This window comes from Rosenbergiella metrosideri (genome assembly GCF_022602565.1).
In the GTDB taxonomy this organism is placed as follows: domain Bacteria; phylum Pseudomonadota; class Gammaproteobacteria; order Enterobacterales; family Enterobacteriaceae; genus Rosenbergiella; species Rosenbergiella metrosideri.
Genome location: NZ_JALBCV010000017.1, coordinates 20,616 through 35,949, shown reverse-complemented (window position 1 = coordinate 35,949; position 15,334 = coordinate 20,616). Strand labels below are relative to the sequence as shown.

General features: G+C 43.7%; 16 protein-coding genes. 6 read left to right on the top strand and 10 right to left on the bottom strand.

All coding sequences use genetic code 11. The features are described from left to right. Positions 1-131: 131 nt before the first annotated feature. Entirely contained in the window at positions 132-1,337 is a 1,206-nt protein-coding gene (locus MKR94_RS13965; RefSeq protein WP_241647491.1) for a diguanylate phosphodiesterase, read from the top strand. A 569-nt stretch (positions 1,338-1,906) separates the two neighbouring features. On the opposite strand, the gene yfiB is transcribed toward MKR94_RS13965, so the two are convergent. The 7 genes from yfiB to pgaA all read right to left on the bottom strand — a co-directional run bounded on the left by yfiB (position 1,907) and on the right by pgaA (position 10,432). Continuing rightward, positions 1,907-2,386, bottom strand: a complete 480-nt coding sequence (yfiB, locus tag MKR94_RS13960) for an outer membrane lipoprotein YfiB (protein ID WP_241647490.1) — start codon at positions 2,384-2,386, stop codon at positions 1,907-1,909. 5 nt (positions 2,387-2,391) lie between these two features. Beyond that, complete coding sequence (gene dgcN / locus MKR94_RS13955; RefSeq protein ID WP_241647489.1) at positions 2,392-3,591, bottom strand: diguanylate cyclase DgcN/YfiN; 1,200 nt, start codon at positions 3,589-3,591, stop codon at positions 2,392-2,394. A gap of 1 nt (position 3,592) precedes the next feature. After that, a complete protein-coding gene (gene yfiR / locus MKR94_RS13950; RefSeq protein ID WP_241647488.1) occupies positions 3,593-4,021 on the bottom strand; it encodes a regulatory sequestration protein YfiR in 429 nt (142 codons plus the stop codon). 220 nt (positions 4,022-4,241) lie between these two features. Beyond that, entirely contained in the window at positions 4,242-4,661 is a 420-nt protein-coding gene (pgaD, locus tag MKR94_RS13945) for a poly-beta-1,6-N-acetyl-D-glucosamine biosynthesis protein PgaD (protein WP_241647487.1), read from the bottom strand. Further along, on the bottom strand, positions 4,658-5,992 hold the full coding sequence (gene pgaC / locus MKR94_RS13940) for a poly-beta-1,6-N-acetyl-D-glucosamine synthase (RefSeq protein ID WP_241647486.1): 1,335 nt from the start codon (positions 5,990-5,992) through the stop codon (positions 4,658-4,660). Before pgaC ends, pgaD begins: the two co-directional genes overlap by 4 nt. Beyond that, positions 5,985-7,991, bottom strand: coding sequence for a poly-beta-1,6-N-acetyl-D-glucosamine N-deacetylase PgaB (gene pgaB, locus MKR94_RS13935; protein ID WP_241647485.1), 2,007 nt, complete (start codon positions 7,989-7,991; stop codon positions 5,985-5,987). Before pgaB ends, pgaC begins: the two co-directional genes overlap by 8 nt. A 2-nt stretch (positions 7,992-7,993) precedes the next feature. Continuing rightward, positions 7,994-10,432: a poly-beta-1,6 N-acetyl-D-glucosamine export porin PgaA gene (pgaA, locus tag MKR94_RS13930; protein WP_241647484.1), complete on the bottom strand. Its 2,439-nt coding sequence runs from the start codon at positions 10,430-10,432 to the stop codon at positions 7,994-7,996. 660 nt (positions 10,433-11,092) lie between these two features. Here pgaA and MKR94_RS13925 point away from each other — a divergent pair. Beyond that, positions 11,093-11,389, top strand: a complete 297-nt coding sequence (locus MKR94_RS13925; protein WP_241647483.1) for a hypothetical protein — start codon at positions 11,093-11,095, stop codon at positions 11,387-11,389. A 453-nt stretch (positions 11,390-11,842) separates the two neighbouring features. Further along, complete coding sequence (locus tag MKR94_RS13920; RefSeq protein ID WP_241647482.1) at positions 11,843-12,103, top strand: hypothetical protein; 261 nt, start codon at positions 11,843-11,845, stop codon at positions 12,101-12,103. Positions 12,104-12,895: 792 nt separating this feature from the next. On the opposite strand, the gene MKR94_RS13915 is transcribed toward MKR94_RS13920, so the two are convergent. Together MKR94_RS13915 and MKR94_RS13910 are read right to left on the bottom strand one after the other, a co-directional pair. Next, positions 12,896-13,309, bottom strand: coding sequence for a hypothetical protein (locus tag MKR94_RS13915; RefSeq protein ID WP_241647481.1), 414 nt, complete (start codon positions 13,307-13,309; stop codon positions 12,896-12,898). Between the two features lie 73 nt (positions 13,310-13,382). Continuing rightward, positions 13,383-13,556, bottom strand: coding sequence for a hypothetical protein (locus MKR94_RS13910; protein ID WP_241647480.1), 174 nt, complete (start codon positions 13,554-13,556; stop codon positions 13,383-13,385). A 319-nt stretch (positions 13,557-13,875) separates the two neighbouring features. Here MKR94_RS13910 and MKR94_RS13905 point away from each other — a divergent pair, with 319 nt between their 5' ends. From MKR94_RS13905 to MKR94_RS13895, 3 genes are read left to right on the top strand one after another with little or no spacing between them, the layout of a single operon-like run. Beyond that, on the top strand, positions 13,876-14,127 hold the full coding sequence (locus MKR94_RS13905) for a zinc-finger-containing protein (protein WP_241647479.1): 252 nt from the start codon (positions 13,876-13,878) through the stop codon (positions 14,125-14,127). A gap of 25 nt (positions 14,128-14,152) precedes the next feature. After that, positions 14,153-14,581: a hypothetical protein gene (locus MKR94_RS13900; protein WP_241647478.1), complete on the top strand. Its 429-nt coding sequence runs from the start codon at positions 14,153-14,155 to the stop codon at positions 14,579-14,581. Positions 14,582-14,583: 2 nt separating this feature from the next. Beyond that, positions 14,584-14,877, top strand: coding sequence for a hypothetical protein (locus MKR94_RS13895; protein WP_241647477.1), 294 nt, complete (start codon positions 14,584-14,586; stop codon positions 14,875-14,877). A 187-nt stretch (positions 14,878-15,064) separates the two neighbouring features. On the opposite strand, the gene MKR94_RS13890 is transcribed toward MKR94_RS13895, so the two are convergent. Next, positions 15,065-15,256, bottom strand: coding sequence for a hypothetical protein (locus MKR94_RS13890; RefSeq protein WP_241647476.1), 192 nt, complete (start codon positions 15,254-15,256; stop codon positions 15,065-15,067). Positions 15,257-15,334: the final 78 nt, after the last annotated feature.

Here is a 15,334-nt window from a genome sequence, read left to right as displayed (position 1 = left end):
TTTGCGCCTCAACATCAGGTTGAATAAGACTCTGTATGGGTAAGCTATTGATTAATTTTACCGATCATTATCTTATTCGCAAAAAATTTGTTAGAGTGCTAACTAATTAACATCCTTCATTAGGATAATAAATGCTTACGACCATCATCTATAGAAGTCATATCGGTAAAAATACTTCAGAACCTGAAGTGAAAAAGTTTATTGAAAAGGCTAACCAACGCAATGCTGAAACTGCAGTAACAGGGATATTATTGTTTGATGGTGAGCATTTTTTACAATTGCTTGAAGGACCCGAAGAGGAAGTTGAGACGATTTATCGCGTAATTTGTGAAGACTCGCGACACTTCTCTTTGACGGAATTACTCCGCGACTACTCAGTTGAACGCCATTTCGGAAATACCGGAATGGAATTATTCGATTTGCGAAACTATGAAAAATCCGCTGTGCTTGATGCGGTGCTCGCTCGCGCCACATCGAAATTTAAACTCACCTACGATGACCGGACATTACAATTTATTAAGACCTTCGTAGAGTGTGAAAATAAAGCCAGTTATCTTGAATTAAGTGAAAGCGAGCAGTGGCAGTTCGAGCTGAACGAACAATCTGAGGTGGTCGCCGAGCATAGCGAGGGATTGCCCTACACCTTCGGTTTCCAACCGGTCATCAACCCTAGCTGTCGCAAAATTTTAAGCTATGAAGCTAAGATGCGGGCCGCGGATGGCCAGTCACCACTGAAATTTTTCGCAGGCCTGCAACGCGATGAGATTTATGAAGTTGATCTCGTGTCCAAGCAGACCGCTTTAGAAATGGCTAAAAGCTTAGGTCTAAATGACTACACATTGGTACTGAAACTGCTGCCAATGACCTTGGTCAAAAACCCTGAAGCAGTGAATTTTCTCCTAACCGCCATCGAAGCTAATGATTTTGTACCGCAACAGATCGTTATCTCAATTGATGAAGATAGCGTTGTGAACGAAGATGAGACCTTTAACGCCGAGATAATGAAGTTAAAGCGCGCTGGAATCCGTCTTGCTATCGACAATTTTGGTGCTGGCATGGCTGGACTGTTGCTACTGACCCGTATTCAGCCAGAATTAGTGATGGTTGACAGTGATATACTACGTGATGTCCATAAAAATGGACCAAAACAAGCGATCAATCAATCTATTATTAAAATATGCTCATCGCTTGAAATCCAAGTTATCGCTTCAGGTATCACGCAAGTTGAAGAGTGGTCGTGGCTACGTCTAGCAGGCGTTAAAGCATTCCAAGGTGAACTATTTGCTGGCGTTCTGCCGCGTAAACTTCCCGCGATAAACTGGCCAGTTCGACACTAATAATTGCATTAACCCTTATTCCCTTCACTATGGAGGGAATAATAAACGCGTCAGCCCCCTGTTATACCTTCCCTCTATTGTAAAAAATTTCTCGCCTTACCAGTATCCAACAATGTTCCGCCTTGTTACGCAGATCATACCTCCTTATGCTAGCCTTGCTAGAAAGTCTTTAAAAAAGGCCATTGTTATGGTCGGAGGTATTGAACATATAGGGATAACTGTCGGAGATCCCGATAAAGCAGAGCCTTTTTTAAACACACTTTTGATGCTGATCTGCTGTATAGGGTTATCTCGTTTGGGGGAAATCCTGCTGTCAGCCATCAAAACCATACTTTCGTTGAGACCGGATTCGCCCCAATCTCGATTTATACCGACGATATTTGCTGCTTCGGCGGTGAGGAAGGCGAAGGCAATCAGATTTGATTTGGTATGACGACATTTGGCCTGCTTATCGAACGGGTTTCCCCTACCCCTTGTGTAAAGACGGTTTCATCCACCCAGCGTTGGGTCCCAGGTAAAGAACATTAGGATAGTGTTATTCGAGGGGACACTTTATCCCCTCTTCCCCATCAGGGGGCCTCTACCACAATCGCAACACGACGGTTCATCGCTCTGCCCTGGGCCGTCTTGTTATCCGCTATCGGTTTAGACATTCCGTAACCATTCACCAAGATATGATTCGTGTCGTCGCCAGTGCTGCTCATCCATACCTGTGCGACGCTTCTTGCACGGAGATAAGAAAGCTGCTGGTTATAGTCGGCCTTGCCATAATTATCAGTATGGCCATTAATCGCCACATGGGAAATACCGACTCTTTTCAAATTATTGGCGATTGAAGTAATTTTTTGACGACTCTCCGGGGTGAGTTTATATTGCTCAATTCCGAATAAAATTTTATCGTTAAGTCCCAATACCCAACGAGAACCTAAGTACTGAAATCCTTGCTGTTGCAACGTTTTTTTTTGCACCGCGTTAAAAGGCCCATCAGTTTGGCATCCTGACAATAACAATGTCAGAGCTAGAGAAAATCCTATCAATATAACTCGCATATCATTTACCTTTCCGTTTTTTTGTTCCGATACATATGAGAATCTGCTCTCAATAATATGTCACTGACTTCTTCATCCTTATTTGCCAAGGTGAAACCGATAGTCAACGAGAAAGAAACGGTTTGACCGTCAGCAATCTCTATTGGCGACTGGAATCTCTCATGTAGCCCCGAAATAAAGGTCTCCACTTGATGATCGCTCTCCATTTTAGAAAGAATCATTGCGAACTCATCACCGCCCAATCGAGCAACACAATCCTCACCTTTTACCAAGGTTTTCAATCTATTACCCACTTCCTGTAGTACCTTATCGCCTGCGGCATGCCCCCATGTGTCATTAATTTTCTTAAACTTATTCCCATCCATAAATAAGATATAAAAAGAAGGGCAAGGGCCATTCTCACTCAACATAAACTGTAACTGACTGATGAACGCCGCACGATTATCAAGTCCGGTCAGTGAATCTCGGTAAGCTTTTATGGCTAATGATTTATTTTCATGGACTAGATCGCCATTAAGTCTTTCTATTTCATTAATAAGACTATTAACATTGTCGGAAAAATTCTGAAACTCTTTTAATGAATTATCTGGTAAACGCTTTGTGAAATCTTTGGTATGGATGACATGATTTATCTTTGTCGTGATTTGATTCATTGCAACCAAGATCTTTCTGTACATAATAGAACTTAATACGAAAGAGAATATAAATATCAACACCATTCCAATCGTTAAAATTAACACTGAGTAGAGAACGAAATTAAATAAATAAGTATCATTCCCGACAATAAATAACCAGCCTACCACCTGCTGATCGTGAATAATCTCGATTTTCTTTTTATTTGGGTAGAGCCAGCTATGAAGATAATTCCAGAAATATGACACCTGTTGGCTATCTTTCCAACGAGCAATAACATGGCCATCTTTTGCATAAAGTACCGCGGCGTCAAACATTTTCTGATGACCTAACGCATTGATTTTACGACTAGCATTATAGCTATCTTCAAAAACAGTTGCAGCGGTTAAACTGCTGCTTAAACTGGTCGAAAGCAAATCCATATTACGTTGTTCGTAATCTTTTATAAAATATATTGCCGTCGAAAATAATAAAACCCAACAGGCAAATAGATTTAGAAGTGAATTGAGTAAACTCACTTTTCTAATTTTCTTTCTAATTGAACTTTTCGATTTGCTTTTCAGATGGAGCATTTTAATTATCCCCATCTTTGGATAATAATAGGACATCTGAATTAACTCTGACACCAGAGCGACTCAGTGAATCTAAGTTGACCGAAAATTTAAATAGCTGTTGTCGTCTGATTAGACAAAAAGCAGCGCCTGCAATACAATCGGCATTATTTTCGCTAATCGTGAGAATATTTTTACCTGTGAGAGAGTTGATAATATCGTTCTGTTCTTTAACCGATTCTCGGCCAAAATAAATAGCATCGCATCCTGCTGATAGAAATTCAGTGGGATTACTGATAGCAACCACTCTGAATACGGGGTCCCTCGCGGCCTTCTCTATATTAAAAAAGTTTGCCTGCTTTGATACACAAAGCAAGGGTTGTCCTTCAATCTTCGGCCAATGGGAGAAACTTAATATTCCCTCAACTATCTTATTCGTAGAGACTTGCATTTCTCTGTCTCCAGTGGTCGACAAAGCAAAGTGGGATATAAAAAGAGAGATAAAAATCAAAAACCTACTGATAAATTTCACTATTTTTTCGCTTAATAGCCTTTAGAACCATATGAGAAGATTTTATCATTTAACCGCTACCAGTGCCATCAATTGATGGATTGACCCATCTTCATTATGTCGGTTTATATTATGAGGATGCTCAGCTAGATTGTTTCTCTCACAGCTCTGCTGAGAGCATGATTATTTCACTTTGCGTGATCTCTCCAGAAGGTGAGTGAAACACTTTTATCACTTTATGACTTCCCAATTTATCTAATTCAACAATACTTATAGCAAAGCTCTTTGCCAATTTCTCTTGATTAGGCATGCCCTTTCTTCTCCTTCTCTCTCTGCTAAAAAATAACTGATTGTATTTCGCCCATAAAATAAAGAGCAAAACATAAATAAGAGCGAATAAAAAATAATTGAGTAGTGTGATCGCAGGAGAAAGTTCTGGCTGATATTGCCCAGAAAATAATTGCTGACATTCATGGATAATGAGATAAAGAAATCCCCCCCAAGCGATAAGCGTTAATAGACCATCGATTATCCTGATTGAGAGACGAGGCTCGGTAATAATAATAGGTTGCGAATTCATTTTGATGTCCTCTCGATCCCTCGGTCTGAATGGCTCCACCGCGCACGTTGCTGTTGTTTTTTCAACATTACTTTAGGAAAGGCCACTAATGTAGTAAATAGACTCAACATCCAATACACAACAGGGAACCATACCACCCAGAATAGTGACTGGAAAATTTTCTTTTCATAACGGTGTTCGATAATAATACTGACGATAAACTGGAATAAACACACGACTGCCAATGTAATGCCGGTGAAATGTGGAGGAAATAGCGTTTCAACCTGTAGATTACTCGGCAAAGTTATGAATAGCCCAACCACAAAAAGCAAAACACTCATGGCATAGGAGAATGCCCATAGGGTGGAAAGCATAAATTCCCCTAGCAATACCCACATACGTTTGTGTTCAAAAGACCAAATATTTTTCATATTTTTAACAAAGACTTCGGCCCCACCTTGTGCCCAGCGTAACCGCTGTTTCCACAGGCCTTTAATTGTTTCTGGCATTAAGATCCAACAAATAGCCCGTGGCTCAAAGAAGATCGACCAGTGCTGTAATTGGAGCTTCCAGCTAATATCGATGTCCTCAGTAATCATTTCCGGGCTCCAGTATCCGACCTCTTCTAACGCGGTTCGGCGAAAGGCGGTAATCACACCAGAGACCGTAAAGACATGTCCATAAATTCGCTGCGTTCGTTTGATCAAACCAATAATTGATGAGAACTCACCGACCTGAATCCTCCCCACTAATGTTGAGCGGGTTCGAATCCGCGGATTACCCGTTACCGCACCGACTCGAGGGTAGGTGATCAGCGGCGCAACCAAAAATGCTGCCATATTGGGGTCAGGCAGTGCATCGCCATCAATACAGACTAAAAAATCACTTCTCGCCGCGGCAGCACCAGTGCGTAAGGCAACAGCTTTACCTTGGTTTTCAGCCAGATGAATTACCCGTAACTTAGGATACTCTCTTGCCAACTGAGTCAAAATATCTCCAGTATTATCGGAAGAGCCGTCATTTATCGCGATAACCTCTAGATTAGAGTAACGCTGTTGCAACGCTGCCTCCACGGTTTCTCGAACATTCGGCCCTTCGTTATAACAAGGGATCAGCAATGAGATAAGCGGTGAAGTGAGGCCTTCCTCATTCCCAATTTCCGGTATTTGAGACCAGTACCGTTCACGGTGAAACCAAAAGTAAATACCACCTGTGATCCATAATGCCGCCATAAACAGTGGCCACAGAAAGACGAAGTTGAGCATAATTTCGCCAGTGAAGGTTGCCGCGAATCCCAATGGAAAGCTCAACACTAAGCAAAGAATAGTGAATGTAAGAATGCGATCAGTCATGAGCAGGATACCAAGCCGATGAGATATAAGGACGAATAGTCGAGAGTGCCGGTTTATTCATTAAAAAATTATCTGGGTAGTAGCCATAATTGCGCACACCATGTAACTGCAAGGCTTCAATCCATTGAACAAGCTGCCGATCATTTATCGATTGCGCCGCATCGGGATGCCGCCAATCGACACTCTGTAATTCAATAATGGTCTTATCGAGCCCCCCTGGTATTTGCTTGATACGTGCCACCACTTGCTTAAGCCATTGAGCTTGTTCAGCGGCAGGAATATTTTCCATTTCAGGCATCGCCATCGGCACCGTCCAGCGATAGTTCTTGATAAATAGTGCGAGATTCTGTGCCGTCCACTGCTCACTCTCTGGGTTAAGGACCGGCTGGGCATAGAGGTTCCTCGCCGATTCGATCTGTGGTCCCCGTATTTTTCTGACGGCATGCATCAGTTGCTGGGTAAAATCGATCAGCACTTGGCTTTTATAAGCACTCCAGCGAGATAACGCTTCCGGCGACTGACGGATGTCACTCATTGATAAAGAGAACCCTGCCTCTTGGTAAGCTTTTATCGCTTGCGGACTGCTGTCTTCATAGTCCGAGAGCACGGCATCATCGTGGAATAAAATCCCGCTGAAAGTGGCATTAATTGCCAGATCTTGATAAATCTCTGTTATCTGCTTTCTCGCTGCAGGGCTCCAAGGTGAGAGACGTTGATACACGCCCTGTTCTGTAGAGTGCCCTTTCTCCCCTTCTACTCGAGGAAGATTTTTATCCAAATCAAAGGCGAGCACCGGCATCCAAGCGAAGACTTTGACATTCGCCCTATTCTGTAACTGCCACGAGACAAAATTAAACAGATCCGCTCGGACTGGAAGATGGCGATTCGGAAAATAGAGCGATTTGACGAGACCATCGCCTTTCGGATCGGCAAAAGCCTGTAAAAATACGTGCGTCACCCGTAGATCAGCGACTCGTTGAATCAGTTGATCGATATTCTTCTGTTGTTGTAGCGGGTTAGGATCATACACGTAATCCAGATCCACATGGATCATCCTGACCGGTGCTCTGTCGCCAGTCTGCGCAATCTCTGTCACAAAGCTTTGTAAGGAAGGATTTCCTGAAATCAGTACCCGAGGCAGACTCATCACATTACTGGCATTACCCAGTCCATCGTTTAACGTGAAGGCCATCTCATAACCCTGTTGCTGCGCCAAAGCTAAGCTAGCACCGTTATCTGCGCCATAGGGCCAAACCAGCACCCGCGGTGACTTACCGGTAACCTGTGTTAATTTATCGGTAATTTTTTTAATATCGGCACTGATACGCTGCTGAAACTGCGTGGTCGTCTCGTAGTGTTTCGCTTTAGAATCGTAATAGCGACTCGTCATGGCCGGCTCTAGGCTGCCTTGTGGATTGGCTGGAATGCCAAAGTGAGCGTTCCAAGTATGAGAACCAATCTCGACCAAGCCTGAATCACTGACTTCTTTCACCATCTGCCACGTTGCAAATTTCTCCCTTGCGGTAGAGAGACCCCCAAAATCGATCGGTTGATGATCAGGTGCATCGACCCAACTTCCGACCGGCGCCCAAAGTGCAGGCCAATTCCAGGCTTTAAGCACCGGCCAAACTCGCGTGTAGAAACTACTATAGCCATCGTCAAAACTGAGCAAAATAGCTTTAGGGGGGAGCGTACGCTTATGCTGATGTGCCTCAATAATTTGTTGAACACTCACTGGCTGATAGCCATTATCACGAAGCCAATTCATCTGCTCTATCAGCGCACTCGTTCTGACTGCCAGATAACGTTGGTCCGCCCCACCATCTTCGACATCGTGGTACGCAATAGTGAGAAAACTGTTGGTCGGCCATGACTGTTGAGATAAAGGATGCCCGCGTTCGGATGGCGGTGCGAAGGGGACCGAAGCAGCCAGAGCAACATGTGAGGTGACCAGTAGGCTAAAAACCAGCGATAAAGCCCAATCAGTTAACTTTTTCATCCTTAAAACCTCAGCGTCATATCAAGCTGTGCAGAGAGCGTATTCTCATACTGACCATCCCAAGGCTGACGGCCCCAGTGTAAAGTCAGCCCTGTAGTCAAACGTCTATTCCATTCTATTTCATGACCGTAACTGATTTGTGTCGTTGAACCTGTTGCCTGCCCATGCTGTTGATAAATACCACTACCAAAGCTTAGTTGCTGGCGCCACACTCGCCCATAGTGCTGACTAATCTGATGGGTTAGCGTCAAAGCAGGGATTACAGAGAGATCGTTTTTAGGACTGTAATAGGCGACGTTTTGCCGACTATTTTGGCTGCCACTCAGTTCCGGGGTAAAATCGAACACGACTCTCGGTGCAGTCCATAGCCGTTCTTTACCTGACAGCTGATATTCAATACGGTGGTTTCCATCAGAAAAGTGAGTGGGGCTAAGTGAGAAAAGGTACTCGCGTCGTTCATTTTGCCGCCATTCAAGCCCAAGGCCCGCATCATCGGCGGCGTGGTTGGCGCGTGCACGTAAGGGCGCTTGAGTTGAGAAACGTGCTGCGTGGCCGGTGATACGCCAGTGGTCATCAACGTCGTGCCAGCCTGCTAGCTGAAAACCAGTATGTGTTCTTCCTGAAACCTGTTGATGATTGACCTCCATTTCCACCTGATAGTCTCGTTCGCGCCATTCGATACCAATTGAAGGGGTCGAGGCATATTTTTTACCCTCTTCAAAATGGCTCTGTTCGAATTGATAGCCACTAAAAAGTCGAAAGTTAGTCGCGATTGGCGGAGTATAGAGTCGACTTGACGTGGCGATGTCTCGACTTCCCGTTACCGGGCTATTAGAGTGGAGGCCGTGATTTACCCCTACTTGCAGCTCCCAACTATGTTGAATTCGTCGAAACGCCTCTAATTCTTGGATAACCGGTGAACTCGCCGAACGGGCAACAAGATCATCCGTTAACAGGTCCATTTGCTGCCACTCTTGCAGGTTACCCGCAACATAAGCTTGCTCTGTTTCCAATGAAATATTATCAGGCATAAGACTTTCAGCACGCTTAAGTATTCTCTCAGCATGGCGATCAGCTCCCCGTGCAGAAAGTACCCTAGCATATTGAATAGCAAGCCCCTGATTACCTGGGGCACTGGTCGCTAATCGCTGACTTAACTGCTGTGCCCCGATAAGATCTTGAGTATCGACGAGGTAATCAGTCTTCAAAGACTGTAAGCTAAGCCAACTATCATTGGGTTGTTGCAGTGGTAATCCCCATACCTGAGTTTTCCACGGGGTATGCGCCGCGCGCGCGGTTAACGCTTCTCCGGCCAGGTGATACTGACCGCTTTCCAAAAGTGCGTAAAACTCGGTTGAAAAACGATCATCATCTTGCCGCGAAATAGGAACCGGAATCGACGATAATACGCTTAATGCTTGACGTGGTTGCTTACATGCCAATAATGCCGTCGCGATCCAGGGTTTTACATAGTCAGGTAACGATGCCCTAGCCTCCAGCAATCGATGATATTCCTCAATAACTTGACTATAGTCTTCGCGTGCGACCAACGCCCCTAAGCGATCATAACGTAAACGCTGCAACGAGCGTTGGGCATCGGCCACCCCTTGCCACGCTGTGCTGAGTTGGCGATAGAGGGCCAATGCTCGGTCTGCAGTATCAAAACGGGTTCGCAAATCGTCAGTCTGGATCAGTGCATTGCGTACTAGCTCCGCAGCGCTATCAAGTTGTATTTCTCTTAATCTTTGCGTAGGCAGTAATAAAGTTTGCGCGGCCTGTAGCGCGGGGCGGGAAAGACGATTCATTGCATAAAGTTCGCTAAGTTGCCGCTGTATACGTTGATCATCAGGATCACGTTGCTCTGCCTGAGTCAGTAACAGTAAAGCCTCTGCGTTTTTTCGTTCACGTAAACGCAGGTAAGCAAGTGTTAATCGGTAGTCAGTCGTTTTACCCAAATGATTAATCTGCTCTGCCGTTTCACTGGCTGCGGTAAATTGCCCAGCATCGGCTTCCGTCATGGAGAGCGCAGAGAGGTAATCAATCTCATTAGGGGCACGCTTAAGCGCTTGCTGCCAATATGCAATGGCCTTAGGCCAATGGTGCAAATTACGCTCTGCCGACGCCACTGCAGCAAAGGCTCTGGCCGGAAGTGCCGACTCTGTACCATAGCGCTGCCATACCAAAAGCACCGTATCATTATCTTGTTGCCAGCTCGCGACCTGTAACCAATCCGCAATCTGACTACTGCTCAGTGGATGGCGCTGCGATTCATCCACAAAATAGGCCATCAACTCGGCAGTGTCTCCGTCCCGCGCTCGCAAGATCAGCTCGTCATAAGACGTTGCCTTGGCATCCGCGAGTAAAAGGAGGGGAAGCGAGCATATTAGTGCTGGCCAACGCCGAGGCAATATGCCGGCCGTCAATACAGTGAGGTTTCTCATCCTTGCCCTTTCATTATTACTGTAAACACCGTTCAGAAAATGTATAAAGTCCTGTTTGAGGCACTTTACTGAGCAGAAAGAGCCCTTCACAAAATAAATACCAATCAAATAGAAGACATTAATTGTCAAAACCTATTATTTAACTCGGTGTTGGTTTTTAATTTCATAAAAACAGATGGTTAGAGCGTGAATAATGAATTAACCAGCAGCAAAGCATTACTAAAAGAGGGTGAAGGATAGTGGAAAATTAAGACGGGTCTTACTCGTGGGTCTATTCAACGACTTTTTACGCTGGGAAGTCAGTGAAGTGGCTTTTTAAAAGAAAAATTCAACGACTCTAACGCAGCGATTCTATTCCTCGACATTGCCAAAGAAAAACCTTAAGGGTTTTGACGTAGATTCGATGATCCGGTCATAAATGCGTGATCGACTGCAAAGTCACAACAACTCGGCATATCGACACAGCACTCTGATCATTATGATTATCTAATCTGCAGCTGAAATTTTTGCGCAATAGCAGTAGAAGTTAATATTCAATAAACATCGATTACTTAACAGCCAAATCGCCTGAATTATAATAGAGCAAACCTCGGCGTTTCAGCCGATTGGCGTTCTGGGAAGGAACGCAAAGTGCTATATCGATTTATCACGGAGGATATCATGACAACAAAATCATTTAGGTTTTCGACTTTAGGTTACCTGGCTCTCGAAGGGGTCGGAGCTTTACATGCATCTTATACTTTGCTTCTGACTGTAACGGAAAGCGATGGTAAAGAGGGGAAAAAACTATTTTTATCTGCATCGATGTTATGTAACGCAGCCAGAGCTTATGGTTCAGGCGTAATTAAACCCTGGTGCACAGTTGAAAATAATATCGACAATAAAAAGTACGTTTTAGATTCAAAGGATAAAGCTTTTGCTCTCACGCAGAATGAAATTCTTATTGGAGGTACTTAATTCACTCTTAAAGCAAGCAAAAACATCCAGCCCGTATTAAAAATAGAAACAGGATATTTTTTAAACACAGGACATACCGGTTCGCTAGCGCCAATCCCCAAGAAAGCAACACACTATATTTCACTGAATAAATTCAAGCAGGTTTAGTATGAAAATAATATTATACCCTTTCAGAGTCATGGCACTGTTTTTTCTTCTATGCAGCGATACAAATTCCTATCCCCAACCTCTTTCAATTAAAAACAGTCCTACCTCTGAGGTAGCAGATTTAGTGGAAAAACTGGCAGTGGCAGATTCCAAGCAGAGTACTGAAATCCTCACAAAAATTAACACGATCCGAAATAAGCACCCCGAAAATACCAATATTTTATATATGTATGCCCATAGTCTGATCGGCGAAAAGCGCTATAGAGAGGGAATTGACACCCTTAAAATCCTCTATGAAAAAAAACCATGCGTACCTATTTACTGACACAATGTATGTTGAAAGAAAGATTAGGAGGAAAGGAAAGAAGCTGCTACGACGATATTGTACAGCTTTCTGAAAAAAAGAACTTGATCGATTCAGATTATATCACTGCCCTGTTCTTTATCGACACGGAAAAATTTAACACCGTAAAACAACAGCTCATCAAAGAACATAAATTCAAAGAGAGTGATTTTTTTGTATTCACTTTGGGTAAAGAAAAAATGCTATATGAATTTTTTCCATAAATCGCTTACAGGGCATAATTCCCTAGGAATTTCTGTCATGCTGCTTTTCATGCGGAAAACATCAGCGGCTCCCTGAACCTACTACCGAGATTCGACCTGTGCCTCACCACCGCCATCAGCGATTTCAGGCAGGTTATTTTGGGTTGTCAAAAAATCAGAGTCTTAGGGTGCAGCGGTAACTTTTATGACCGGACTAACGCTTCTAGCTGAAACGTTGCCAGTTACGCTTAGGGTTACCACTCCTAGCACTCAGGCATCATCGAGAGCGTCACCCTCGATAATGCCATCGTTGGTTTTGAAAACCCCATCCCCCACTTCGGCAAACTTGTGGCTCAAAGTTAAAAGGAATCTAGCTGACAACCCGCCAAACCTAGACAGAGAAGAGTGAACCTTCACAAAAGATGAAGTCCTTACGATGATCGAGAGTGTTCGAGCTAGTACTTTGGAAAAAGTAATGGGTAATGTAGAGGCCAAAATAGATAACCTACTTCTAGAGCAAAAAGAAAAAAAGCAATAACCACAGCAAAAATCCCGAGCAACCAGGCAACAACTGATCAAATATCAGGATTTACCGCCTTGGATTAAGAGTATTCTAAATTCACTTTTAACTGGAGGCTTTAATGAAAAAAATCACCACAATTCTAGCTGTTGTAATGACCCTTTTTTTTCGCTTCAACCGCAATGGCTTGCCCAAGAGGCCCGCACCCACATGGCGGAACTGGCTCTCACCATGCTGGCGGTACTTGCTACTAAGTTGTGTATACAAAAAAGCCACCCGTAGGTGGCTTGATACTATTTAGCTTGAGGCGCCATAATTGGGCTTAGCGATTTTGGCTTCAAGGTATACATCCCACCATTGAATGGGTCTACGGCTAACCAGCCTATTAATCCACCAAAGACAATATTACCGCCAATATACCAACCGTTAGCGCTTGCCTTTAACGGCAGCGTCACAGGAGTATAGCCGTCTTTATTAAACGTAATTTGATAGCTTTTCTTGCCGAAATAACTGCCGTCTGACTTGGCAAGAGTAACTCCCTGCGGCGTAGTGCCTTGGGCAACTATAGCGCCGGTTTCGTCTTTAATTTTAAATGAAGAACCAGACGGGTCGCTATTTACCTGAATTAACTGCGTGTTATCACCAACAATTGTTGCACACCCTGTAAGGGATGACATACAGAGTAATGCTGCTATCATTTTTTTCATTATTTATATTTCCATCATTAATATTCGGAAATATCTTAACACGTTAAAATTAGACATCCATCACAAATAATTATCAATCTTCTTCTTCACCATCATCCTCACCCTTCATCACCTCTTCACGATAAACATCATCTAGTGCAAATATTGCTTGTTCGAATAGCTCTCGATTAATTTGAATGGGCCTGCTGCTAAGATATGTGTCAATGTCACTCAACGACAAGGGAAGCGGTGAGGCAGCTACCAGCATATTGCCTGCCCCGACTAATTACTGAGTAAGCTGAGAGAATAAGGCCCGTTAGCTCGGCAATCTCCGGCTCGTCGGCTGGCTTAAACTTCAATCTTTCCTCCCTCCACCTATTACGCTCACATTCTGGACCAGAGTATCGACTAAACCACCTTTGTGCGGCTAAGGCTTTCCCACTGCTTCTTCTTTCTGCTCTTTGATGCCCTGAGCGATGTCATAACCGGTTTTGAGGATTGCCCAAGTTAGTAAATGAGCATTGCTTGTGGCATTACCACATTGGTTATCACAAATATGACGAATCTAAACCTTACGGTGACTGGCCATGGATTACTTGTGCACCCATTCATCTTGCCGAGTATATATCGGTATGCATCCTTTTACCGCAATTCCACTAGGCACAATGGCCGACCATAAATTACGGGACGCGAGGAAGAACTGTAAGCCAGTATTCAATCAACTATGGCAGTCGGGGGATCTGACTCGGACACGCGCTTATCATTGGCTTGCTGAGAAGATGGGACACCCACAGGAGAGTGTCATTTCGGATGGTTCACTGTGGGGCAGTGCCAGATAGCAAAGAAAATTTGTGAGGAGGCAACATGATTACATTAACAAAAGAGAAGCGGGAAGAGTTAAAAAGAGATGCGCAATTAAGGTCGGTGGGTCTTGATTATTATGTCAGGAAAAATCCAGGTGATAATGCGGCGGAATTATATTGGTTACTGGTTAACATAGCCCTAGCAGCCCTAGCAGCACTAACGACAGAGCCATTTGCATTTGTGAGTGGGGATGCGCTTAGTAGTGACTATGATTCAAAAGCCATCGTTTACCCAGCTCGTGTCGCGACATCGATTATGAAAACTGGGTTTAAATTTATCCCACTTTTCATCGCCCCTCCAGTACCGGAGATTAAGTTGCCAGAAACAATCCCATCTATGGGGCAGGATAGCGAATATGGCATCGGACACAATGACGGATGGAATGAGTGCCTAGCAGAGATTGAACGCCTAAACGGACTGGGGGATTAAATATGATTGCATTAACCCAAGAGAAGCGTAAAGAATTAGTATCGAGGCTAAAAATCTACATCAGAACCACTGAAACTGCGTTCAAGGCGGGATTTGCTACTGAGGAAGATTTATTCAATTTGGAAGTCAGGAAGATAGCCCTAGAATCCCTAACGGCAGATAGAGTTATTGCTACGTTTAAAGATTATACTGGATGTAAATATCCAGTAGTTAAAAAAATGGACTTGAATTTATGGTGGCTGGCGATAAAGAGGATGCCGAAAATGTTGCTGAGGAAATTTACAAGCTTTACCTAGCCCCACCAGTGACGGAGATTAAGTTACCAAAGTTAAGTGATGGTTATCCAGTTAGCGAATGGACAAAGTGGTATATCGCAGAAATCAAACGCCTAAACGGATTGGTAGAGTGATATGTGTGAGCTGTGTAATGTCAATTCGTACCGATAAGTGATATTATCGGTACGTTATTATTTAGCACTCCATGTCATTTTGCATTCTTTGAGGTTTTAGCTAAATCCATTAATTCCATTACTTCCGTCAAGCTTTCCTGAACATATACCTTATCGTGATTTATGCCAACTTTAAGAAATGATTTCTTACCGTGACTTTCAACTGAAAATATCTGGCTGTGTAAAATGCAGAGCTTATCACCCCGCAAAGTAGTCAATGTAATCATAGAGTTACCTTTTAGAAAAGGGACTATGGCATCGTTCTAAAATCGATGATTGGCAAAGCTATTTTCGATTTCCTTACA